This is a genomic window from Chelativorans multitrophicus (assembly GCF_011317445.1).
GTDB classification, from domain to species: domain Bacteria; phylum Pseudomonadota; class Alphaproteobacteria; order Rhizobiales; family Rhizobiaceae; genus Chelativorans; species Chelativorans multitrophicus.
This window is the reverse complement of record NZ_JAAAPL010000003.1, coordinates 298,320-321,001: the sequence shown is the minus strand read 5'-3', so window position 1 is coordinate 321,001 and position 22,682 is coordinate 298,320. Positions and strand designations below refer to the sequence as shown.

17 protein-coding genes are annotated in these 22,682 nt (G+C 62.5%); 16 read left to right on the top strand and 1 reads right to left on the bottom strand.

Annotated features, from left to right (window positions below):
• Position 1: 1 nt before the first annotated feature.
• Positions 2–1,105, top strand: coding sequence for a cupin domain-containing protein (locus tag GNP00_RS15915; protein ID WP_011582875.1), 1,104 nt, complete (start codon positions 2–4; stop codon positions 1,103–1,105).
• Positions 1,102–1,713: a maleylpyruvate isomerase N-terminal domain-containing protein gene (locus GNP00_RS15910; protein WP_166016159.1), complete on the top strand. Its 612-nt coding sequence runs from the start codon at positions 1,102–1,104 to the stop codon at positions 1,711–1,713. Before GNP00_RS15915 ends, GNP00_RS15910 begins: the two co-directional genes overlap by 4 nt.
• Positions 1,714–1,768: 55 nt before the next feature.
• Here GNP00_RS15910 and nth read toward each other — a convergent pair whose 3' ends face one another.
• The gene (gene nth / locus GNP00_RS15905; RefSeq protein WP_011582877.1) at positions 1,769–2,575 is read right to left on the bottom strand and encodes an endonuclease III; all 807 of its coding nucleotides are present in this window, start codon (positions 2,573–2,575) and stop codon (positions 1,769–1,771) included.
• A gap of 21 nt (positions 2,576–2,596) precedes the next feature.
• Here nth and GNP00_RS15900 point away from each other — a divergent pair, with 21 nt between their 5' ends.
• The 14 genes from GNP00_RS15900 (at position 2,597) to addA (ending at position 22,574) form a co-directional block, all read left to right on the top strand.
• A complete protein-coding gene (locus GNP00_RS15900; RefSeq protein ID WP_011582878.1) occupies positions 2,597–3,082 on the top strand; it encodes a DUF2244 domain-containing protein in 486 nt (161 codons plus the stop codon).
• Positions 3,083–3,145: 63 nt separating this feature from the next.
• Positions 3,146–4,030 (top strand): methylated-DNA--[protein]-cysteine S-methyltransferase, encoded by an 885-nt coding sequence (locus GNP00_RS15895; protein WP_011582879.1) that lies wholly within the window; start codon positions 3,146–3,148, stop codon positions 4,028–4,030.
• 66 nt (positions 4,031–4,096) lie between these two features.
• On the top strand, positions 4,097–4,990 hold the full coding sequence (locus GNP00_RS15890) for a PfkB family carbohydrate kinase (protein ID WP_011582880.1): 894 nt from the start codon (positions 4,097–4,099) through the stop codon (positions 4,988–4,990).
• Between the two features lie 305 nt (positions 4,991–5,295).
• The gene (locus tag GNP00_RS15885; RefSeq protein ID WP_011582881.1) at positions 5,296–5,997 is read left to right on the top strand and encodes a response regulator transcription factor; all 702 of its coding nucleotides are present in this window, start codon (positions 5,296–5,298) and stop codon (positions 5,995–5,997) included.
• Positions 5,998–6,014: 17 nt separating this feature from the next.
• On the top strand, positions 6,015–7,784 hold the full coding sequence (locus GNP00_RS15880) for a sensor histidine kinase (RefSeq protein ID WP_011582882.1): 1,770 nt from the start codon (positions 6,015–6,017) through the stop codon (positions 7,782–7,784).
• A 5-nt stretch (positions 7,785–7,789) separates the two neighbouring features.
• Positions 7,790–8,233, top strand: a complete 444-nt coding sequence (locus GNP00_RS15875) for a phosphoenolpyruvate carboxykinase (ATP) (protein WP_049764856.1) — start codon at positions 7,790–7,792, stop codon at positions 8,231–8,233.
• 263 nt (positions 8,234–8,496) lie between these two features.
• Positions 8,497–8,898, top strand: coding sequence for a PTS sugar transporter subunit IIA (locus tag GNP00_RS15870; protein ID WP_011582884.1), 402 nt, complete (start codon positions 8,497–8,499; stop codon positions 8,896–8,898).
• On the top strand, positions 8,895–9,200 hold the full coding sequence (locus tag GNP00_RS15865; RefSeq protein WP_011582885.1) for an HPr family phosphocarrier protein: 306 nt from the start codon (positions 8,895–8,897) through the stop codon (positions 9,198–9,200). Before GNP00_RS15870 ends, GNP00_RS15865 begins: the two co-directional genes overlap by 4 nt.
• Positions 9,201–9,480: 280 nt before the next feature.
• Positions 9,481–10,878: an adenosylhomocysteinase gene (ahcY, locus tag GNP00_RS15860; protein WP_011582886.1), complete on the top strand. Its 1,398-nt coding sequence runs from the start codon at positions 9,481–9,483 to the stop codon at positions 10,876–10,878.
• 189 nt (positions 10,879–11,067) lie between these two features.
• Entirely contained in the window at positions 11,068–13,599 is a 2,532-nt protein-coding gene (locus tag GNP00_RS15855; RefSeq protein WP_011582887.1) for a sensor histidine kinase, read from the top strand.
• Between the two features lies 1 nt (position 13,600).
• On the top strand, positions 13,601–15,097 hold the full coding sequence (locus GNP00_RS15850; protein ID WP_011582888.1) for a bifunctional tRNA (adenosine(37)-N6)-threonylcarbamoyltransferase complex ATPase subunit type 1 TsaE/phosphotransferase: 1,497 nt from the start codon (positions 13,601–13,603) through the stop codon (positions 15,095–15,097).
• Positions 15,094–15,852 (top strand): nucleotidyltransferase family protein, encoded by a 759-nt coding sequence (locus tag GNP00_RS15845; RefSeq protein WP_011582889.1) that lies wholly within the window; start codon positions 15,094–15,096, stop codon positions 15,850–15,852. Before GNP00_RS15850 ends, GNP00_RS15845 begins: the two co-directional genes overlap by 4 nt.
• Before the next feature lie 63 nt (positions 15,853–15,915).
• The gene (addB, locus tag GNP00_RS15840; protein WP_011582890.1) at positions 15,916–19,044 is read left to right on the top strand and encodes a double-strand break repair protein AddB; all 3,129 of its coding nucleotides are present in this window, start codon (positions 15,916–15,918) and stop codon (positions 19,042–19,044) included.
• On the top strand, positions 19,041–22,574 hold the full coding sequence (gene addA / locus GNP00_RS15835; RefSeq protein WP_011582891.1) for a double-strand break repair helicase AddA: 3,534 nt from the start codon (positions 19,041–19,043) through the stop codon (positions 22,572–22,574). Before addB ends, addA begins: the two co-directional genes overlap by 4 nt.
• Positions 22,575–22,682 lie beyond the last annotated feature (108 nt).

Below are 22,682 nucleotides of genomic sequence, written 5' to 3'. Positions count from 1 at the left end.
CATGGACGACAGCAGCCGTAGCAACATAATGAAACCGGAGGACACGCCAGAACTGCGTCAGCTCTATGCCGATTTCGAGGCCGAGCACCTAATGCCGCTCTGGACGCAGATCGACGACATCATGCCCGTCGTTCCCATTCCAAAAGCGGTTCCGCACATCTGGAAGTGGTCCAAGCTCTTTCCGCTGGCCGAGCGCTCCGGCGCGCTGGTGCCTGTGGGTCGTGGCGGCGAGCGGCGTGCGATCGGGCTTGCCAATCCTGGGCTCGGCGGCAAGGCTTATGTCAGCCCGACGCTCTGGGCCGCGATCCAGTATCTGGGGCCGCGGGAGACGGCACCTGAACACCGCCACGCCCAGAATGCCTTCCGTTTCGTTGTGGAGGGCGAGGGCGTGTGGACGGTGGTGAACGGCGATCCCGTCAGAATGAGCCGAGGCGACCTGCTGCTCACGCCAGGCTGGCATTTCCACGGACACCACAACGACACCGACCATCCAATGGCTTGGATCGACGGGCTCGACATTCCGTTCTCCTATCAAAACGATGTCGGTTTCTTCGAGTTCGGGTCCGAACGCGTGACCGACTATGCAACCCCGCGCTTCTCGCGCGGTGAGCGGCTATGGGCGCATCCGGGCCTCAGGCCCCTTTCCGCGCTTGAAAATACGGTCAGCTCGCCACTTTGCGCCTATCGTTGGGAATTCACCGACCGCGCACTCACCGAACAGCTCCTGCTGGAGGACGAAGGTCAGCCGGCGACTGTGGAGCAGGGCCACGCCGCGATTCGCTACGTCAATCCCACGACAGGCGGCGACGTGATGCCGACGATCCGCTGCGAATTCCACCGCCTGCGGATGGGAACCGCCACGCCGCCACGGCGCGAGGTCGGTTCGTCCGTCTTCCAGGTATTCGAGGGCGCGGGCTCGGTGGTGATCAATGGCAACGAGACGCGGCTGGAGAAAGGGGACCTTTTTGTCGTGCCTTCCTGGGTCGCCTGGTCGTTGCAGGCCGATGCGCAGTTCGACCTCTTCCGCTTTTCCGACGCCCCCGTGATAGAGCGCCTTGGCTTCGCCCGCACGCTAATCGAGGAGCCACAGGAGAAACGCAGGTGACGGAAGCCGATCCGGACCTGCTTGCACGGGCTCAACTGCGCGAACGGCAAGGGGCTGGCGCGCGTTATGATGCACCAAACGCGCCGGCCGACGATTTGCTTCTGGCTCGGCGCGGTACCGCCTATTTCGCCCGGCAGTTGAACGGCTTGACCGATTCTGAGCTCGATGCTCAGTCAGCCGTGGCAGGGCAATCACGCCGGCACATCGTAGCTGAGGTTGCCTTCCAAGCGCGCTGGCTCGCCAGATTGGCGGCAGCCGCCCGGCTGGGTTTCGAGGTGGAGACGATCGTCGAGCCGGAGCTGTTCATTGAAGACGTGAAGCTGACCGCCACGCTGCCTCCCCACGCCCTGCGATATCTGTTTCAGCACTCGGCGGTGCATCTCGACGTGGAGTGGCGGGACCTTCCTCGCGAAGGGTGGTCGCGCACCATCATCTCGCTCGACGGCCGCGCCGTGCCGATAAATGCGACGCCGCTGATGCGCGCACAGGAAATCTGGATGGCGGCGACGACGCTCGGCGGACATTGGCGTTTGAGCGACATCCCGGCGGTGATAATCAAGCATTCGGACATCGCTGACTTGCGGGGTTCCGCAGCGAGCGGGGCCTAATCCCGCAGGTACGGCGGGTCCATCCGGCGCATTCGAGACCGAATTGCCAACCGGGCTATCCTTCAGCTGCCTCCACGTCTGGCCTCGGCGTATCGGTCAGATCGCGCCACGGAACGAGGGGCGCCGGCACATTTGTCGTCTTCTCCGGTGCCTTGCACAGATCGGCGATAACGCAGGCCGGGCAATCGGGCTTCCTCGCCTTGCAAACATAGCGGCCATGCAGGATCAGCCAATGATGGGCGTGAAGAAGGTAGTGCTGCGGTATGACTTTCAGCAACGCCTGCTCCACCTCTTCGGGTGTCTTGCCGGGAGCGAGCAAAATCCGGTTCGAAATCCGGAATATATGCGTGTCGACCGCCATCGTCGGATGGCCGAAGGCGACGTTAAGCACGACATTTGCCGTTTTGCGCCCGACCCCCGGCAGCTTCGTCAGGGCTTCGCGGTCTTCCGGCACCTGGCCGCCGTGGTCGCGGATCAGCGCCTCGCATAGAGCGATAACGTTCTTGGCCTTATTGCGCCATAAGCCGATAGTGCGGATGTATTCGCCAAGCTTTTCTTCTCCCAGCGCCAGCATCTTTTCGGGCGTGTCGGCGATTTTGAAGAGCGGCCGCGTCGCCTTGTTCACACCAACATCGGTCGCCTGAGCTGAGAGCACCACCGCAACGAGCAGCGTGAACGCATTCACTGATTCGAGCTCACCCTTGGGCTCGGGCCGCTGCACGCTGAAGCGGCGAAAGATTTCTTCCACTTCACCCGCATCATAGGCGGTGAGTGCCTTACCGGAGACTTTGTTGCGGACGGGCTTGGCGGGTGAACGAACGGGCGTTCCCGCAATGGCACGTGGGGACTTGGGCTTTTGCATTCAGCCTCTATAATCTGTCTTATGGATGAAAAGAATGCCAGCGAAACGCCTTTATTCAAGGCTCTTCTCGTTCCCCACCGATCATTGGGGCGCACGGGGTTTTTCGTGCTGATGGGCGGAATTATCTTTATCTGGCTGAGCATCACCTTGATTTTCTGGCGCCTTGGCGCCTGGCCGGTCATCGGCTTTTTCGGGCTCGACGTGCTGGCGCTCTATATCGCTTTCCGCGTAAATTATCGTGCGGCACGGGCTCGTGAGGAAATTTCGCTCTCTCGCACCAACCTGCATATCCGTAAAGTGCCGCCGTCAGGGCGGGCGGAGGAGCACAGCTTCAATCCCCTGTGGGCTCGCTTCCGCGTGCGGCGCCATACGGAGATCGGTATAACCGACATGGCTGTCGAAATGCGCGAGAAGCGCGTTCTTGTCGGCAGTTTCCTCAATCCGGACGATCGCGAAAGCTTCGCAAAGGCGTTTGGCAGGGCGCTGGCCACGGTAAAAGCGCGATAGACGCAAGAATCGGGTGGAGAGGCGCTGATCAGATGCGCATAGTGCGCGCAAGGAGACAGTGCCATGAATGCAGAACTCGCCATCCTCGAACGCGATATCACTCCCGTTGGCGGAGATTATGAGATCGTTCGCCGCGTCATCGAGAAGATCAGCCTCGACTATCGCAACCAGCCCTCTTTGGAAGATCTCGCCGCGGAGCTGGGCGAAACGCCGACGGGATTGCAGAAGCTCTTTACCCGCTGGGCCGGTCTTTCTCCGAAGGCTTTCCTGCAGGCCGTGACGCTGGATCATGCGCGCCGGCTGCTCGACAGCGGCATGCCCCTTCTTGATACAGCCCTGGAGCTTGGCATGTCCGGCCCAGGGCGGCTGCACGATCTGTTCGTAACCCACGAGGCAATCTCGCCCGGTGAATATAAATTGCGCGGCGAGGGGCTCACCATCCGGTACGGCTACCACGTTTCGCCCTTCGGCATAGCGCTTGTGATGGTGACCGATCGCGGATTGGCAGGCCTCGCATTCGCCGATCCGGGCGAGGAGCAGGCGACCTTCGCGGATATGAGCTCGCGCTGGCCAAACGCTGAATATATTGAGGACGTCTCGGCCACGGCCCCCTATGCCGGCCGCGTTTTCGAGCGCTCGCGCTGGCGTTCGGACGAGCCGCTGCGCATCGTGCTCATCGGCACGGACTTCCAGGTCCGTGTATGGGAGGCGCTGCTGAGAATCCCCATAGGCCGCGCACGCGCCTATTCCGATATCGCGGCACAAATCGGCTGTCCTGCTGCCTCGCGCGCAGTCGGAGCGGCGGTGGGGGCAAACCCCCTGTCCTTCGTGGTGCCCTGCCACCGTGCGCTGGGCAAATCGGGCGCGCTGACGGGCTATCACTGGGGCCTCACACGAAAGCGTGCCATTCTTGGCTGGGAGGCTGCGCAGCTTCAACACGGAAATTGAGCGCCTGCCTTTGCGTCTGTGATGAGAACCCGCTAGCTAACGGCAAAAATCATCGGAGGCGCCGCTGTGATCACCATCATCGGTTCAATCAATCTCGATCTCATCGCCCGGGTGGAGCGGCTGCCCGCTCCAGGAGAGACAATTCCTGGCTCCGGCTTTTCCACGGCGCCGGGCGGCAAAGGCGCGAATCAGGCGCTCGCCGCTCGACGCGCCGGCGCCCAGGTGCGCATGATCGGCGCGGTGGGGGCGGATTCGTTCGCGGATCAGGCGCTGGCGCTGCTTCGTGAAGCCGGCGTGGACCTTTCGCGCGTCAAGAAGCCGTCTCCATTGACAGGGGTCGCGATGATCTTGGTGGGGGCCGATGGGGAGAATGTGATCGCTGTCATACCCGGCGCGAATGCGGATGTTGTGGAAGAAGATGTCGAAGCAGCGGGATTGAGCCGTGATGAGTTCGTGCTTCTTCAACACGAAATCCCCTTGCCAACGATAGAAGCTGCACTTCGCAACGCCCGCGCAGCCGGCGCGGTCTCTCTGCTCAATGCCGCACCCTTTCAGCCGCAGGCAGCGGATTTTCTGGGGCTGGCGGACTATCTCGTCGTCAACGAGACCGAATTCGATCTCTACGCCCAGTCGCTTGGTCTGGAGGGAAGTGACCGCGAACAAAGGGCGCGTGCCTACACCGCCAGAACCGGGCGGACGATCGTGGTCACTCTTGGGGGTGATGGTGTCATGGCTGCCGCGCCCGACCGGTTCCTGCGTCTTCCCGCATTTCCCATCACGCCGGTCGACACGGTTGGCGCGGGCGATACCTTCTGCGGCTATCTCGCGGCCGCGCTGTCGGACGGCCTCGTGCTCGAAGCTGCATTACGCCGCGCAGCGGCGGCCGGGGCCCTTGCCTGCCTGAAGCCCGGCGCGCAACCGGCTATACCGTTTCGCTCCGATGTAGATTCAAGGTTGTAAATTTACTTTACCGCAGGTTGTGGTTTGACAGGCAAGCCTCATCAGCGCATAAGGCTTGGAACCAACCGCCCCATTTGGTCGCTTGCAGGGTAGCCGAGGGCGGTTCGAGAGAGCTCCATAAGGGGTGAAACGCACGCGAGGCACGCTTGCGCTCAAGCGTCTTTCTTGCGTGAAACCGTCGCATCAGACAACCCGAAGTGACTCGGCGCGGAGAATGTGCCACATTTTGTACCCAATTTGTCCTGCATCTGCGGGCCCGTTAGCTGCAGAAGGGACGCCTGCCCATGACGAGGGAGCCGCTGGATATGGCAACAATCGCGCTCGTTGACGACGACCGGAACATCCTTACGTCCGTCTCAATCGCGCTGGAATCGGAAGGCTATCGCGTGGAAACCTATACGGATGGCGCGTCCGCACTGGAGGGGCTTAGCTCGCGGCCGCCGTCGCTGGCGATCCTGGACATCAAGATGCCGCGCATGGATGGCATGGAGCTGTTGCGCCGGCTACGCCAGAAAACCGATCTTCCGGTTATCTTTCTCACCTCGAAGGATGATGAGATCGACGAACTCTTTGGCCTCAAGATGGGCGCGGACGATTTCGTCCGCAAACCATTCTCCCAAAGACTGCTGGTCGAGCGCGTCCGCGCCGTCCTTCGCCGGGCAAGCGCGCGCGAGAATGGCGCGAAGGCACCGGACAAGCAGTCGCGCTCGCTCGAGCGCGGACATCTCGTCATGGACCAGGAACGCCATACCTGCACCTGGAAGGACGAACCCGTCACGCTCACCGTTACCGAGTTCCTGATCCTACATGCACTTGCGCAGCGGCCGGGGGTGGTGAAAAGCCGTGACGCGCTCATGGACGCGGCTTATGACGAGCAGGTCTATGTGGACGATCGCACGATCGACAGCCATATCAAGCGGCTACGCAAGAAGTTCAAGGCGGTTGACGGCGAGTTCGACATGATTGAGACGCTTTATGGGGTCGGCTACAGGTTCCGCGAGGCATAGCCCGGCAGCGTTCATGAATGGCCATAGAGGTACAAGATAAGGTCGGATCGGCGGGGCCGGCAGAGGCAGGGCGTTCCAGTTCATGGTCGCCAGGCCGATTTGCCGTGCCCATTCGCCGGCTGCTGGGGCACTTCATGTTCTCCAGCCTCACGCGGCGCATTCTTACCCTCAACCTCACCGCCATCGGCGTGCTCGTCATCGGGGTCCTCTATATCAATCAGTTTCGAGATGCGCTGGTAGAGGCGCAGATCGAAAGCCTCAGGACTCAGGGACGCATCATCGCCGGCGCTATCGCTGCCTCCGCGGCGGTGGAGACCGACGCGATCCTGATCAATCCGGAAAAATTGCTCGAAATGCAGGCTGGCGAGGAGTTGCCTCCCGGATCGGACCAGCTGGAAAATTTGGAATTCCCGATCAATCCGGAAAAGGTTGCTCTTCTTTTGCGGCGCCTGATCAACCCGGACAAGACACGAGCGCGCATTTACGACCGGGACGCCGCGCTGGTGCTCGATTCGCGCCAGCTCTACTCCATTCTTCGTTACCGGCTTCCGGCCGTTGACGGCGAGGAAAAGAGCTTCCTTGAGAAAATCGAGGAGCGGATCAGCTCCATTTTCCAGGCAAATGACCTGCCGATCGACCGCGAGCAGCCTGGTGGCAGCGGTGTGGCCTATGAGGAGGTGATGGCGGCCCTGAAAGGAGGCGAACCGGAAGCGGTGCGCCGCCGGAGCCCGGAGGGCGAATACATCATTTCCGTTGCCGTGCCCATCCAGCGTTACCGCGCCGTGGTGGGCGTGCTCCAGTTGTCGACGCAGGGCGACATCGATCGCATTATTGCTGAAGAACGGCATGCTGTTCTGCGTGTCTTTGGAGTGGCTGCGCTGGTGACCGCAATCCTGTCGCTGCTGCTTGCCTCAACGATTGCCAATCCCTTGCGGCGGCTCGCGGCGGCTGCCATACGCGTTCGCCGCGGCACCAACACTCGCGAAGAAATTCCTGATTTCTCGCACCGGCAGGATGAGATCGGAAATCTCTCGATCGCCCTGCGCGACATGACCAAGGCGCTTTATGCTCGCATCGAGGCCATAGAGAGCTTCGCCGCTGACGTGGCGCATGAGCTGAAAAATCCGCTCACTTCGCTGGGAAGCGCGGTTGAAACCCTGCCGCTCGCCAAGGATGAGCGCTCACGCGAGCGGCTGATGGAGATCATTCAGCATGACGTGCGCCGACTGGACAGGCTGATCACCGATATCTCCGACGCCTCGCGCCTGGACGCGGAATTCGCGCGCGAGGATTCGGAGATCATCGATTTGCAGAAATTTCTGCGCGATCTCGTCGCAGGCGCGCAGGACGCGGGCAGCAAGAAGAAAAAGGTCGATATCCAATTCAAGACCGAAGGCAAGGCGGGCCAGAGCTTTGTCGTGCAGGGGCATGACCTCCGGCTCGGCCAGGTGGTCACCAATCTCATCGAGAACGCACGCTCCTTCGTGCCGGATGAGGGCGGGCGCGTCACCATCACGCTCTCGCGCAGCCAGCGGCGCATCATCATTACGGTCGATGACAACGGGCCGGGCATTCGCGCCGACAATATCGACCGCATCTTTGAGCGCTTCTACACGGACCGGCCGGCGGGCGAGGCCTTTGGCCAGAATTCGGGCCTGGGCTTGTCCATCAGTCGCCAAATCGTGGAAGCGCATGGCGGCACGCTGACCGCGGAGAACATCCCGGGCGCCAAGCCCGGCGAGGTGCGGGGTGCACGCTTCGTGATCTCGCTGCCCGCGGAAGGCTGATCCTTGTGGCCGCGAATCACCACGGGACGCTTGTGCTTACCGGTGATCGCGGTGTTTTCATCACGGGCGCGCCGGGAATGGGAAAGACGACCTTGGCGCTGGCTCTCCTGCGACATTGCGCCGCCTGCGGCCGCTTGGGGCGGTTTGTGTCCGACGATCAGGTGTTCATCTCTGGAGCAGGCGGCCGGCTCGTGGGCCGGGCAGCGCCCGCGATCCATGGTCTTGCCGAGGCGCGGGGCTTCGGTCCAGCGCCCGTTTCATATGAAATGGCGGCCGTCATCGATCTCGTTATTGAGCTGGTACCGGCCGATCAGGCGCCCCGCTACCAGGAAGCGGGCACGGTGCGGCTCGAAGGCGTCGATCTGCCAACGCTGCGGCTGGCCGAGTGCAACGCCGACAGCGCTATCTGGGCCATCGCTGCCCAGCTTTCCCTGCCGCCATTCGGCTGAACGTGTCATCAAGGCGTTAAAATCGGCTCGATCGAAGCAGTTTTAGGCTTGTCATCATCTTCGCCGTTGACAAGATAGTGATCTTGTCGTGTGTGAGGCAGCCGTCGTGACCGCAAAAAAAATGGCGGAGCATTCAGGCTTGGACTGCATGGGCCATCGAAACGGAGTAGCGGTGTGAGAGCCTCGGGGCAGGAAGAAGGGGCGCAACTGGACCCTTATGAATCGGCAGTGGTGGTGTGGAGCAGCCGCGAGGCAATCGCTCGATGATCGGTATCGTGCTTGTTACCCACGGCCGGCTGGCCGAGGAGTTCCGACATGCGCTTGAGCATGTCGTCGGGGTTCAAAGCCACTTGGAAACGGTTTCTATCGGCGCCGACGACAATATGGAGCAGCGCCGGAACGACATTCTTGAAGCCGTGGCGCGCGCCGATACCGGAGCTGGTGTCATCATCCTCACGGACATGTTTGGCGGAACGCCCTCCAATCTCGCGATCTCCGTCATGGAGGCAAGCCGTATCGAGGTAATCGCCGGCATGAATCTGCCAATGCTCATTAAGCTCTCAAGCGCGCGCGCCGACAACGACATGAAGAAGGCGCTCGAAGAGGCTCAGACTGCCGGCCGCAAATATATCAACGTGGCGAGCCAAGTGCTGAATGGCAAATGAGTGATGCGCCAACCAATCCGCCAGCCGACGAAGTAATCACGCGCGATTTCGCGATCGTGAACCAGCGCGGACTGCATGCGCGTGCCTCGGCGAAATTCGTCCAGCTCGTCAGCAGCTACAACGCCAAGGTCTCGGTGGAGAAGGACGGTATTTCTGTCGGCGGCACATCCATCATGGGGTTGATGATGCTTGCCGCCAGCCCGGGATGCCGCATTCGGGTAAGCGCCAGCGGGCCGGATGCGTCGAAGCTTCTCGATGCTCTGGCTGAACTGATTGCCGAGCGCTTCGGCGAGGAAATTTAAAGCGAAGGAGGAGAAGGGGCAGGGAAACGCCGCCGTTTCTTTGACCGCCTGAAGTCCGGAAGCTTCCTCATCATCGTATCGTCTGGGGCAACCGACACCCCTCTGAGCTTCGAAACCTGCGCGCTTTTTTGCCTTGCTGCCTCGCTTCGCGGCTCCCTTTATCGTCATATTCACGAATAAAGATTTCTTTATATCGTTGTCGCAGCGGGGCTGATCTGTTAGGCAGGCAAAACGCCGTTTTCGCCTTTACGGAATTTTGTACCAAGCTGGAGTCAAGCCGATGGCTGCCGATGACTATGTCGTTGCCGATATGTCCCTCGCCGCGTGGGGGCGCAAGGAAATCGAGATCGCTGAAACCGAGATGCCGGGCCTGATGGCTTGCCGTGAGGAGTTCGGCGAGGCCAAGCCCCTCAAAGGCGCGCGCATCACCGGTTCCCTCCACATGACGATCCAGACCGCCGTTCTGATCGAGACGCTGAAGTCTCTTGGCGCAGAGGTTCGCTGGGCCTCCTGCAACATCTTTTCCACACAGGATCATGCCGCCGCGGCCATTGCCGAGACAGGGACTCCGGTCTTTGCCGTCAAGGGCGAGACGCTGGAGGAATACTGGACCTATACGGACCGCATCTTCCAGTGGCCCGACGGGCAGCCTTCCAACATGATCCTCGACGATGGGGGAGACGCGACCATGTACATCCTGCTTGGCGCTCGCGCCGAAGCGGGTGAGGATGTTCTCTCGAACCCGGACGGCGAAGAAGAGGAAATTCTCTTCCAGCAGATCAAGAAGCGCATGGCGGAGACCCCCGGCTTCTTCACCCGTCAGCGTGCAGCCATTCGCGGTGTGACGGAGGAGACAACCACCGGCGTTAACCGGCTTTACCAGCTTCAGAAGAAGGGCCTCCTGCCCTTTCCCGCAATCAATGTGAACGATTCCGTCACCAAGTCGAAATTCGACAACAAATATGGCTGCAAGGAATCCCTGGTCGACGGCATTCGTCGCGCCACCGACGTGATGATGGCCGGCAAGGTTGCGATCGTCTGCGGCTATGGCGATGTCGGCAAAGGATCGGCCCAGTCGCTCGCGGGAGCAGGGGCGCGCGTCAAAGTCACCGAGGCGGACCCGATCTGCGCTCTTCAGGCGGCGATGGATGGTTTTGAGGTGGTCACGCTCGATGAGGCGATCGCCACGGCTGACATCATCATCACGGCTACCGGGAACAAGGATGTCGTGAGCCTCGACCACATGCGCAAGATGAAGGACATGGTGATCCTCGGCAATATCGGCCACTTCGATAACGAGATCCAGGTCGCTGCCCTGCGCAATTTCAAATGGGTGAACATCAAGCCGCAGGTGGACCTGATCGAATTCCCCGATGGCAAGCGCATCATCCTGCTTTCAGAAGGCCGCCTGCTCAATCTGGGCAATGCCACCGGGCATCCGAGCTTCGTGATGTCCGCCTCCTTTACCAACCAGGTATTGGCCCAGATCGAGCTCTGGACGCGCGGCAGCCAATACGAAAACAAGGTTTATGTGCTGCCCAAACATCTGGATGAGAAGGTGGCGCGGCTGCATCTGGCCAAGCTGGGCGCCAACCTGACCAAGCTTTCGCCCGAGCAGGCCGCTTATATCGGCGTCACGCCCGAGGGTCCCTTCAAACCCGATCACTACAGGTATTAGTTTCGCATTAACCAACACACAAGATATTGATGCCGGGTCTTGACTTTTGGCCCGGCATTATTTTTGTCGCACGCTCTTCTTCACGCAGATTCGGCGAACGAGTACAGTGAACTGATTCGAAAGCGCCGATCGTCCGTACGGCGTGGGTCGGGGCAGTCTTGATTGTCATGCGGCGAAGAGGGAGAGAGCATGCCGGGGCTGGACCCGCTATGCGGCGGGGCTCATGGGCCTCAAGCCCATAGAAGACTAGGAATTCGAGATATGGCCCGGTTGGCTGTGTCCTCGATTGCGGCGCTGGCCTCAACGCCTCTGACCGCGGTCATGGCAATGGCGCAGCAGGAAGGCGCCGCACGCGCGGCTGCCGGCCTTTCCATCAGCACCATAGAGGTCATTCAGCTCTCCGTTTTCGCCGGCGTCCTTGGGGCTGCCTTTCTTTCGGCAATCTGGCTCATTCGCGAGCGCGGCCGCACCGCGTCGGAAAATACAGAGCTCAAGAACCGCATGGCCGAGCTTTCCGGAGCGCTCTCCCGCGCGGAAGCTCTGCTCAACCTCAAAGATCAGCGCATCATCGTCTGGCAGGGGAACCAGCGCCCGATCGTTTTGGGCGACCTTTCGCCCGAAAGCGGAGTGCCGCACGACCGCAGCACCTTCCTGGCGTTTGGCCGGTGGCTAACTCCACGATCGGCATCGGCGCTCGATCGCGCAACGGCTGCGCTGAGGGAGGCCGGCACGGCCTTTGACCTGGTGGCGGAGACCCGCGAGGGGCTTCTTTTCGAGGTGCAAGGGCGAAAGTCAGCGCTGCATGCGATCGTCCGCTTCCTCTCGCTCTCGGCGGCGCAGGCGGAAAATGCCCGGCTGAAGCTCGACCACCAGCGCCTGCAAGCTGACCACGAGAGCATCCTCGGCCTCATCAACGCGCTTGAGATGCCGTTCTGGCTGCGTGATGAGGCAGGACGGCTCAAATGGGTCAACTCCGCCTATGCACAGATGGTGGAAGCGAAAGATCCCTCGGCCGCTGCCGCCGAGGGCAGGGAGCTTCTCCCTTCCTCGGCGCGCGCCGCCGTAGCACAACACCATCAGGAGCAGCCGGTGTTCCGTGAGCCCCTCTCGACCGTCGTCGGCGGGGACCGGCGTCTGTTTGCCGTCACCGACTATGCCAGCCAGAAGGGGAGCGCCGGCATCGCGCTCGATACCAGTGATGTCGATGCGTTGCGGCGGGAATACGAAAGCACCCTGCGAAGCCACGCGGATACGCTGGACCAGCTCACCACCGCGGTTGCGATTTTCGATGCAGATCAGAAGCTGAAATTCTACAATCAGGCATTCCAGAAGCTATGGGCGCTCGACGCCGGTTTCCTCGATGCCGGGCCGGAATACGCATTGCTTCTGGACCGGTTGCGCAGCGACGGCAAGCTTGCGGAACAGCCGGAATGGCGGCGCTGGAAAGAGCAACTCCTGTCTGCCTATCGCGCCGTCGAGCCGCAGGAGCATTGGTGGCATCTGCCCGATGGCCGGACCATTCGCGTGGTTGCCACACCGCAGTCCAAGGGCGGGGTGACCTGGGTATTCGAGAACCTCACCGAAAAGATCGACCTGGAAAGCCGCTACAACGCCGTCGTGAAAGTGCAGCGGGAAACGCTGGACAATCTTGCGGAAGGTGTGGCGGTGTTCGGCCCGGATGGGCGCCTGCGTCTGTCAAATCCCGCTTTCCGCACGCTTTGGGGAATTCCCGAAAAGCTGATCGGCCCGGACATTCACATCTCCATTCTCAAGGCCGCCTGCGATCCGGTTGCGATGGAAAGCCCCTGGGCGGAATTCGTCGGCGCGGTGACCGGTTTCGACGACGAGCGGCGCGACAAGCACGGCAGGACCGAGCTCATCAACGGCGCGGCCCTGCATTATGCGATCGTGCATCTGCCGAATGGTCAGGTAATGCTTACCTTCGTGGACGTGACCGACAGCGTCAATGTGGAACGGGCGCTCAAGGAGAAGAACGAGGCGCTGGAAAAGGCGGACAGGCTCAAGAACGATTTCGTACAGCATGTCTCCTACGAGCTGCGTTCGCCGCTTACCAATATCATCGGTTTTACCGAGCTTTTGGGGCAGGAGACGACGGGGCCGCTCAATCCGCGCCAGCGGGAATATGTGGACCACATCGGCTCCTCGTCCTCGCTTTTGCTGACGATCGTGAACGATATCCTGGATTTGGCGACCGTGGACGCTGGAATCATGGAGCTGGAGATTGGCGAGGTTGAAATCCGGCCGCTCGTCAAGGCGGCGACGGACCTCGTGGCCGACCGGTTGCGCGAGCACCGCATTAGGCTTGAGGTCACGGTGGATGCTGCACCGGTGAGCTTTCACGCCGATGAAAACCGCATTCGCCAGATTCTCTATAATCTGCTCAGCAACGCTGCCAATTACGCGCCCGAAGGCGGCAAAATCACCCTGTCAGCAAGCGGCACCGGCAATGCGATCGAATTCCGCGTGCATGACAACGGACCGGGCATGTCCCCCGAGGTGCTCGCCACGATCTTCAAGCGCTTCGAGCCTAGCGCGAAGGGCGGGCGGCGGCGCGGCGCGGGTCTTGGGCTTGCGATCGTCAAAAGTTTCGTGGAGCTTCACGGAGGTACCGTGGATATCGACACCGCGCCCGGGCGCGGGACGGCGGTGACCTGCCGTTTCCCCATGTCGCCAAGCGGTATCCGCGCAGCGGCGGAGTAACATGTTCTCCTGCAGACGCATTCTACCCGACGAAGCGGCAAGCGCGCGGCTGGGCGAGGATCTCGCCCTTGCGCTTCGCCAGGGCGATGTAGTCGCTCTTCACGGCGACCTTGGCGCCGGCAAATCGACGCTCGCCCGGGCCGCAATCCGCGCGATCGCGGGGGATCGCCAGCTGGAAGTGCCGAGCCCGACCTTCACACTCGTGCAGAGCTACGCGCTGCGCATCCCGGTACACCATTTCGATCTTTACCGTTTGTCGCATCCGGAGGAACTGGAGGAGCTCGGCCTTTCTGAAGCCATGGCGGACGGCATCGTCCTTGTCGAATGGCCGGAGCGCGCGCCGGATGCATTCGCCGGCGCAATCAAGATAACTCTGCGGGAACATGGCGAGGGCCGTGAGGTCGAGATCGAAGCGCCGCTAGATGCCGCCGAACGGATCGCTCATTCCTTAAAAATCCGCGAGTTTCTGGATAAGGCCGGGCACACCAATGCTCAGCGTACCTATTTGCTCGGCGATGCCTCGATCCGAGCCTATGAGACCATCGAAAGCGATGGCGGACGCCTGATCTTGATGGACGCCCCGGAGCGCCGCGACGAGCCCATCGTGCGCGACGGACTGCCCTACAGCAGGATCGCGCGGCTCGCACAGTCGGTGACGGCTTTCGTGGGCGTCGCCAATACTTTGCGCGCCGCCAGCTTTTGCGCACCGCAAATCCATGCGCAGGATTTAGGTGCCGGATTGCTGCTCACCGAGCATCTTGGCGACGAGCATTTTCTTGGAAAAGAGAGAAGGCCGATCCGCGAGCGCTATCTTACGGCCGCTGGCCTGCTTGCGGAGCTGCACGACCGCTCCTGGCCGGAACGCTTTCCGGTCGCCGAGGGGATCCAATATACGCCTCCCCCTTATGATCGCGCAGCGCTTGGTATCGAAACGGAGCTGCTTCTTGATTGGTACCTTCCCTTCGTGAAGGAGCGTGCGGCGACCGACGAGGAGAGGAAGGAGTTCGAGCGGTTGTGGTCAGGCCTGTTCGACCGACTCGAGGCCGCGGAGCAAACCCTCGTCCTTCGCGACTATCACTCGCCGAACATCATATGGCGCAGCGAAAGAAGGGGCCTCGACCGGCTCGGCCTTGTGGATGTGCAGGATGCGGTTTGGGGGCCGGGGGCCTATGACGTCGCCTCACTGGCCCTCGATGCACGCGTGACCATCTCCGAGGAACTGGAGCGCAGCATAGTCGGAATCTATTGCGCGGGCAGGCGGGCACCGCGATTCGATAGCGCCTCCTTCGAGGAGGCCTATGCCATCACCGCCGCCCAGCGGAACACAAAATTGCTGGGAATCTTCGTGCGTCTTTGCCGGCGCGACGGCAAGCCGGTCTATTTGCGCCACCTGCCGCGTATCCGCACTTACCTTAACCGCGTGCTTGCCCACCCCGCGCTCTCCGATCTCGGCGCTTTCTATCGCGAACAGGGTTTTCTCGATGGAGAAACCGAATGAGGAAGCCGGAACGGGCCATGGTTCTTGCGGCGGGCCTTGGCCAGCGGATGAGACCTCTCACCGAGACAATGCCGAAGCCCCTCGTTCCCGTGGGCGGCAAGCCGCTCATCGACTGGGGCCTCGACGCGCTGCAAAGGGCGGGCGTGGGCGAGGCGGTCGTCAACATACATTATCTCGCCGCCCTGATGGTGGAGTACCTGGCCCTGCGCGCCGACCCGCACATCGTCATCTCCGACGAGCGGCAGATGCTGCTCGATTCCGGCGGCGGCATCGTCAAGGCCTTGCCACTTCTTGGGGACAACCCCTTCTTCCTCCTCAATGCCGACACATTCTGGATCGACCGCTCGGAAGATAACCTGGACCGGCTGGCCTTTGCGTGGAACGGCGGTCAAATGGATATTCTGATCCTGCTCGCGGATCCTGTATCCGCGACGGGGCATACGGGGAAGCTGGATTTCACGATGGATGCGGAGGGGCGGCTCAAGCGTGCGCAGGGCGCGGCAAACGGCTATATCTATGCCGGCGGCGCTATCCTGCATCCGCGCCTCTTTGCCGGCGCCGTCGCGACCCCTCATTCCCTCAACCTGTATTTCGACCGTGCGATTGCGGCAGGCAGGATGTATGGCCTGCCGCTCGACGGCCACTGGATCACCGTCGGTACGCCGGGCGCGATTGCCCCGGCCGAAGCCGTGCTGCGGCGGCTCTCGGTATCGGTCCAAAGATCGGAATCGATTTTTGGAAAGCACGATGCGTAGTTTCAGTAGGTTAGAGCGTCCTTCGTGCGTCCGGATGGACGCACGGCGCTCTAATGTGGCGTTGTGAGCACGGAACGAAATAGCCCGCGCGTCTTTTCCATTCCCCCCGGCGTGCCGTTTTTGCCGGCTCTTGCCGACGCGCTGCTCCAGGGTCGCCTGGTGCCCGGCTTCCGCTATGATGGCGACCCGCTTTCGCTCGCCGACGCCACGATTTACCTTCCCACCCGCCGCGCGGCACGGGAGCTGAGAAGCGTCTTCGTCGACCGTCTTGGGGGTGTGTCCGCCATCCTCCCCGTCATCCGCCCGCTTGGTGAGTTCGAGGCTGAGCTGGCCGATTTGAGCGATGAAGGCGGCGCTGCTCAACTTGACCATGCGCCACCCATTCCCAAGCTTGACCGCATCCTCCTCCTTGGAAGCCTCGCGCAGGCGTGGAAGGCGCGCGTGCCTGCGCATGTGGCCGCTCGCTTTGAGGAAGGTGTGATCGTGCCCGCCTCCCTGAGCGACGGCCTTTGGCTTGCGCGCGACCTGGCCGCTCTCATGGACGAGATCGAGACCGAGGAGGGTGACTGGAGCCGGCTTGCCGAACTCGTGCCGGAGGAGCTTGCCGGCTGGTGGCAGGTGATGCTCGAATTCCTTAATATCGTTACCAGGGCCTGGCCTGAACTGCTTGCCGAGCGAGACCGCTCAAACCCCGCCACGCACCGCAATGCAATGCTCGCAGCCGAGGCTGCCCGGCTCATGCGAACCCCACCGCGGGGACCTGTCATCGCGGCTGGGTCTACGGGCTCAATCCCGGCAACCGCACGACTGCTCGGCACCATTGCCCGGCTCGAAAACGGCGCCGTGGTTCTGCCGGGGCTCGACCTCAATCTGGACGAAGATTCCTGGCGCGCGGTCGGTGCAATCGAAGGGCCATCCGCTTGCGGGCATCCGCAGTTCGGCCTCAGGAAGCTGATCGGGACCATCGGCGTGGCGCGCGCGCAGGTTCTGGAGCTTGCTGCGCCGGCCCCGGAGCTTGCCGCTCGCCGCCAGCTCCTGAGCGAGGCGATGCGGCCGGCCGATACCACCGATCTTTGGGCGTTAAATCGCTCGATGGTCGACCGGGCGCTATCGCAAGGTGCGCTTGCCGGCGTCAGTCTGATCGAGGCTGCGAACGAACGGGACGAGGCGGCGGCAATTGCCGTCGCCCTGCGCCACGCCATTGCCCGAGAGGGGACAACGGCGGCATTGGTCACACCCAACAGAACATTGGCGCGCCGGGTGGCCGCCGAACTCAAACGGTTTGGTATCCGTGCCGACGACTCTGGCGGAAGCCTGCTTGCCGACAGCGTGCCCGCCACACTGCTCCGCCTGATGCTGGAGGCCATCTGCCGGCCGAAGGAACCGGTGGTAATCGTGGGGCTCTTGAAGCATCCACTGCTTCGCCTGGGCTTGCCGAGAGAGCGCGTGCGCCGCGCTGCCGAGGTGATCGAGCTGATGGCCTTGCGCGGCGGAACAGGCCGGCCTGACGTGGCAACGCTGTCTAGCCTCTTCGCCCAGCGCCATGATGCGATGATGCGCGATCCTCGCAAGCCGTTCTGGCTAAGCCGGCTAAGCGCTTCCGATATCGCCGAAGCTCGCCAGGTGCTTGCCGCCCTGGAACAGGCAATCGTCCCGCTCTCCAGCCTGCGGGAGGCAGCTGCTGTCGGCCTGTCCCTATTGGCGCGCGCCTCGGTGGAAGCGTTTGAAGCGCTGGCAAGGGATGAGGACGGAACGCTCAACGAACTCTACCGGGGCGAGGCGGGCGAGGCCCTTGCCCGCTTCCTTCGGGATCTGGTGGAGTGCCGGACCGGCACGAAGGCGGAGATTTCCGAATGGCCGGACGTTTTCGCCGCCCTGATGGCGGGCGAGGTCGTGAAACCCGCCATGGGCGCCGACCAGCGCATCGCCATCTGGGGCGCGCTGGAGGCCCGCCTGCAAAGCGTCGATATGCTCGTATTGGGCGGACTTAATGAAGGCACGTGGCCGGAGGCGCCGCGGTCTGACCGCTTCATGTCGCGCCTCATGAAAGGTGAGCTCAAGCTGGAGCCGCCGGAGCGGCGCATCGGCCTTGCCGCGCATGATTTCATGATGGCGTTCGGTGCGCCGCAAGTGGTGCTTGCCCGCTCGACCAGATCGGAGAGCGCCCCCGCCGTCGCCTCACGCTGGCTGCAGCGGCTTGCCGCCTGCGCCGGGCCATCGGAAACCGCCGCCATGCGCGCGCGCGGCCAGCGCTTTATTGCCTGGGCGCATGCGCTGGAGGCCCGCGATGACGTGCCTTTTGCTCCCCGCCCCTGCCCCAGGCCGCCGCTCGAGGCGCGGCCAAAGCGCTTCTCCGTCACCGAAATCGAGACGCTAAGGCGTGATCCTTATGCCGTGTATGCGCGGCGAATCCTCAAGCTGATGCCGCTCGATCCGCTCATCCGCGATCCGGGCGCCGCAGAACGCGGCACCCTGTTTCACGATATTTTGCAAGCCTTTATCCAATCTGGCGCGGACCCTTCCGCTCCCGATGCGCTGGAACGGCTGCTCGATGCCGGAAAAAAGCTGTTTGCAGAAACGAAGCTCCCGGTTGATGTGGAGGCGGTCTGGTGGCCGCGTTTTGAGCGCACCGCTTACGGCATCATCGGCTGGGAGCGCGGACGCGCGGAAGCCGTTGCCGCTCGGCATGCGGAAATCCGCGCCTCGGCCATCGAGGTCGGCGCCACTGGCAAGCTGCTTTCGGGCCGCGCTGACCGTATCGACATCCGCGCGGATGGAAGCGCCGAGATCATCGACTATAAAACCGGCTCCACCCCCTCAAAGGTGCAGGCACACCGGCTTCTTGCCCCGCAGCTTGCCCTTGAAGCAGCGCTTCTTGCCCGCGGCGCTTTTGTGGAGCTTGGGCAGGCGCAACCAGCCGAGCTTTGTTATGTGCGGCTGAAGGCGAATGGCACCGTGGAGCCGGAATCCATCCTCAAGATCAAGGACAGCGAGAAAGCGGGACCCGAAATCGCCGAGGAAGCCTGGCAGCGGCTGGAGCGGCTGCTTGCATGGTACGATAATTCGGAAGCCGGCTATCTTTCCCGCGCCTTACCGTTCAAGGAAGGGGACACGGAAGGGGATTACGACCATCTTGCCCGCGTGCTCGAATGGTCGGCTGGCGGAGATTCCGGAGAAGGGGAGGCGGAATGAAGAAGGCCTTCCGCATTCCGGGAGATACGCTTTTCGCCCAGGCGCTGGCTTCGGATCCCTCGCTTTCGGCCTGGGTGTCGGCCAATGCCGGCTCGGGCAAAACCCATGTACTCGCAAGCCGTGTCATTCGCCTGCTGCTCAAGGGCACGGACCCGTCGAAAATCCTCTGCCTCACCTATACGCGCGCGGCAGCCGCCAATATGGCTAACCGCGTCTTCGAGAATCTGGCGGGCTGGAGCCTGCTCTCGGATGACGATCTCGCCGAAGAGGTCGCCAAGCTTGAAGGCCGTAGACCGTCATCCGAAAAGCTGCGCCGAGCGCGGCAACTCTTCGCCCGCGCGCTGGAAACGCCCGGCGGCTTGAAGATCCAGACCATCCACGCCTTTTGCGAGGCCATCCTGCACCAGTTTCCGCTGGAAGCGAATATTGCCGGCCACTTCGATCTGCTTGACGAGCAGATGGAGGAGGCCCTCTTCGCGGAAGCTCGACGGGACCTTTTGACCAGCATTGCCGCCGAGAGGGACGGCCCGCTGGAAGAGGCTTTCGCCGAAGTGCTTGAACGCGGCGGCGAAAGCGGCCTGCAGACGCTGCTAACCGAAATCGTCGCCAGGCGCGATGAGTTGCGCCGCTTCATTGACGAGGTGGCGGATGACGGAAAGCCCTATTTTGGGCTTCGCGCCGAGTTCGGTTTCGAAGAGACAGAATCCGCCGAAGCGATCGCCAACGCCGCCTGGCCTGTTCCGGGTTTCGACGCGCAAGCTTTTTCCGAGTTCGTGGAGGCGGCTCTGGAAACTGACGCAAGCCGGGTGCTCAACGGCATTGTCCCGGCCGCTTCGCAGGCCTTCGGCGAAAGCGATCCCGTAATTCGTCTTGATCTGCTCAAGAAAGCATTCTTCACGGAGAAAGGCGAGGCTTATAGCGAAAGAACGTTCAAAGCCGCTCTCAAGGCGCGGCTGCCTGGCATCTATGATCGCTATCTGGCGGCGGCCGAATTCCTGCGGCAAGCCTGCGACCGCCTCGCGCTCTTCCGCATGCTCACGGCCACCACGGCCGCGCTTGGCATCGCCGATGCCTTGATTGCCCGTTACGAGCGGCTGAAACGAGCCCGTGGTTTCCTCGATTTCAACGATCTTATTATGCGCACTGTCCGGCTGCTCGCCCGGCAGGACGTCGGACCTTGGGTGCAGTACAAGCTCGACCGCGGTATCGACCACATACTGATTGATGAGGCGCAGGACACAAGCCCCGAGCAATGGCGCATCGTGCGGAGTCTTGCCGAGGAATTTTTTGCCGGCAAAGGTTCTCGCGATGGCGTAGAGCGCACCATCTTCGCCGTGGGTGACGAAAAGCAGTCCATCTACTCCTTCCAGGGCGCGGAGCCGGAAGCCTTTGCTGAAAGCGGCTTCAGGTTCCAGGCCCAAGTGCCGGCGGCCGGCGGCCGTTTCGAGCGCGTGCGCCTTACCCGTTCCTTCCGATCGACGGAGGATGTGCTGCGGGCCGTGGACCTGGTCTTCTCGCGCGAGGAGGCCCGCAAAGGCCTGACGCGGGATCCCGAACCCATCGAGCACAAGGCAATCCGTGACAGCGCGCCGGGCTATGTGGAGATCTGGTCGCCATTGAGTCCGGAAGTCGTTGAGGAGCCCGACGACTGGACCAAGGCGGTGGATCATGCCTCCGCGCCGGCCGCAAAACTTGCCGAAGTAATTGCCGGCAAGGTCGAAAGCTGGCTCAAGAATGGCGAAATGATCGAGGGGCAGGGCCGGCGCCTGAGGCCCGGCGACATCATGGTGCTGGTGCGCAAGCGTGACCGCTTCGTTCATGCCTTGTCGCGCAGCCTCAAGAACCGCAGGATTTCCGTGGCCGGCGCGGACCGGCTGCGGCTCACCGCGCATATCGCCGTCAAGGATCTGACGGCGCTTGGGCGCTTTCTGCTGCAGCCCAATGACGATCTCTCGCTCGCCGCCGTCCTGAAGAGCCCGCTTTTCGATCTCGATGAGGATGCGCTCTTCCGCCTCGCTTGGCCGCGGGCGGAAAGTGTTTCGCTTTTTCAGGCGCTTCGCGAAAAGGCGAGCGCTGACGGGAAACTGCAGGACATTCTCGACACCCTGCGCAATTGGCAAAGGGATGCGGCCTTCAGACCCGTTTTCGAGTTTTACGCCAGCGTGCTCGCGGGCACCGCCGGCCGGGAAGGAGCGCGCAGCCGCTTCGTGGCTCGGCTGGGGCATGAGGCGAACGATGTTCTCGACGAGTTCCTCTCCTTCTGCCTGACAGCGGAGAGAACGGGCCTGATCGGGCTGGAGGCATTGCTCGACACGCTGGAAGGAGCAGCGCCAGAGATCAAGCGCGAAATGGACCAGTCGCGCGACGAAATCCGCATCATGACTGTGCACGCGGCCAAGGGCCTGGAAGCGCCGGTGGTGTTTCTCGTCGATCCCGGCAGCGCGCCGGTGAGCAACAGCCACATGCCCTGCCTCATGCCGTTCCGCATGAAAGAGCTTCCCGTAAAAGGCTTCTTGTGGCGGCAGGGAAAGGATCTCGCCAACACCGTCGCGCGCGGCTTCGAGGCCAAAGTGCGCGAGAAGGCGGAGGAGGAATATCGGCGGCTGCTCTATGTGGGCATGACCAGGGCTGAGGACAGGCTGATCGTCTGCGGCTATCACGGTGTGCGGGGCCCCGCGCCATCCACATGGCACAACCTTGTTCGTCAAGCCTTCGCCGACCAACCGGGCACGACTGAGCTGCAGGACCCGGAGATCTGCGCGCCGGTGCTGCGCTTCAGCGTGACGCCGCCCGTTGAGATGCCACGGGAGGAGAGCAGGGCAAGCAAGGTGGAAACTTTCGATATACCGGCGGAATTGACCCGCCCGCTCCCGCCCGCGCCGGCTATTCCACGGCCGCTTTCCCCCTCTGGGGCAGCGGTTCTGATCGAAGGTGGATATGAAGCGGCCGCTTTGAAACGCTCGCCGGTTCTGGACGGCGCGGCCGACCCCGGCTTTGCGCTTGAGAGGGGCACCGCAGTGCACCGGCTGCTGCAGGCGCTGCCGGAGCTTGCGCCTGACAAGCGCGAGATTGCCGCCCGGCGTTACCTTGCCCGCGCGGGCGCAAGCTGGCCCCCACGGGAAGCGGAAAGTGTCTGCCGTTCGGTGCTTGCAGTTCTGCGGGACGAGCAATTCGCGCCGATCTTCGCGCCGGGCTCTCGCGCTGAGGTCTCTGTGATGGGCGAGATCCTGCTCGGCGGCACTCCGCAGGCGGTGAGCGGCAAGGTGGACCGGCTTGCGGTGACGGCGGGGGAGGTGCTGCTGGTGGACTACAAAACCAACCGGCCGGCGCCGGAACACTTTGCCGAGGTGCCCGCAGCCTATATCGCCCAGCTCGCGCTTTATGCGGAGCTGTTGAAGCCGCTTTATCCCGGCAGAAGCATTTCGGCCGCATTGCTCTTTACGGAAGCGCCTCGCCTCATTCCGGTGAGCGCCGAGGCAATGGCGGCTGCGCTTGCGCGCCTGGGAAGCGCGAAAGCCGACCCCGAATAGTGTTGACCGGGCGTAACCACCCTCGGGTAGCCGAAGCCTTGTCCACCGTCAGCGCACAGTGTGGCTAAAAAACAGGGGCTAGAGCGGACGCGCAAGCCAGTGCGGGTG

Bases quoted from the DNA above. Each gene is read 5' to 3' on its own strand.
- GNP00_RS15915 (WP_011582875.1), top strand. From the start codon at position 2: ATGGACGACAGCAGCCGTAGCAACATAATGAAACCGGAGGACACGCCA.
- nth (WP_011582877.1), bottom strand. From the start codon at position 2,575: ATGCAAAAGCCCAAGTCCCCACGTGCCATTGCGGGAACGCCCGTTCGT.
- GNP00_RS15900 (WP_011582878.1), top strand. From the start codon at position 2,597: ATGGATGAAAAGAATGCCAGCGAAACGCCTTTATTCAAGGCTCTTCTC.
- GNP00_RS15895 (WP_011582879.1), top strand. From the start codon at position 3,146: ATGAATGCAGAACTCGCCATCCTCGAACGCGATATCACTCCCGTTGGC.
- GNP00_RS15885 (WP_011582881.1), top strand. From the start codon at position 5,296: ATGGCAACAATCGCGCTCGTTGACGACGACCGGAACATCCTTACGTCC.
- GNP00_RS15880 (WP_011582882.1), top strand. From the start codon at position 6,015: ATGGCCATAGAGGTACAAGATAAGGTCGGATCGGCGGGGCCGGCAGAG.
- GNP00_RS15870 (WP_011582884.1), top strand. From the start codon at position 8,497: ATGATCGGTATCGTGCTTGTTACCCACGGCCGGCTGGCCGAGGAGTTC.
- GNP00_RS15865 (WP_011582885.1), top strand. From the start codon at position 8,895: ATGAGTGATGCGCCAACCAATCCGCCAGCCGACGAAGTAATCACGCGC.
- ahcY (WP_011582886.1), top strand. From the start codon at position 9,481: ATGGCTGCCGATGACTATGTCGTTGCCGATATGTCCCTCGCCGCGTGG.
- GNP00_RS15855 (WP_011582887.1), top strand. From the start codon at position 11,068: ATGCCGGGGCTGGACCCGCTATGCGGCGGGGCTCATGGGCCTCAAGCC.
- GNP00_RS15850 (WP_011582888.1), top strand. From the start codon at position 13,601: ATGTTCTCCTGCAGACGCATTCTACCCGACGAAGCGGCAAGCGCGCGG.
- GNP00_RS15845 (WP_011582889.1), top strand. From the start codon at position 15,094: ATGAGGAAGCCGGAACGGGCCATGGTTCTTGCGGCGGGCCTTGGCCAG.
- addA (WP_011582891.1), top strand. From the start codon at position 19,041: ATGAAGAAGGCCTTCCGCATTCCGGGAGATACGCTTTTCGCCCAGGCG.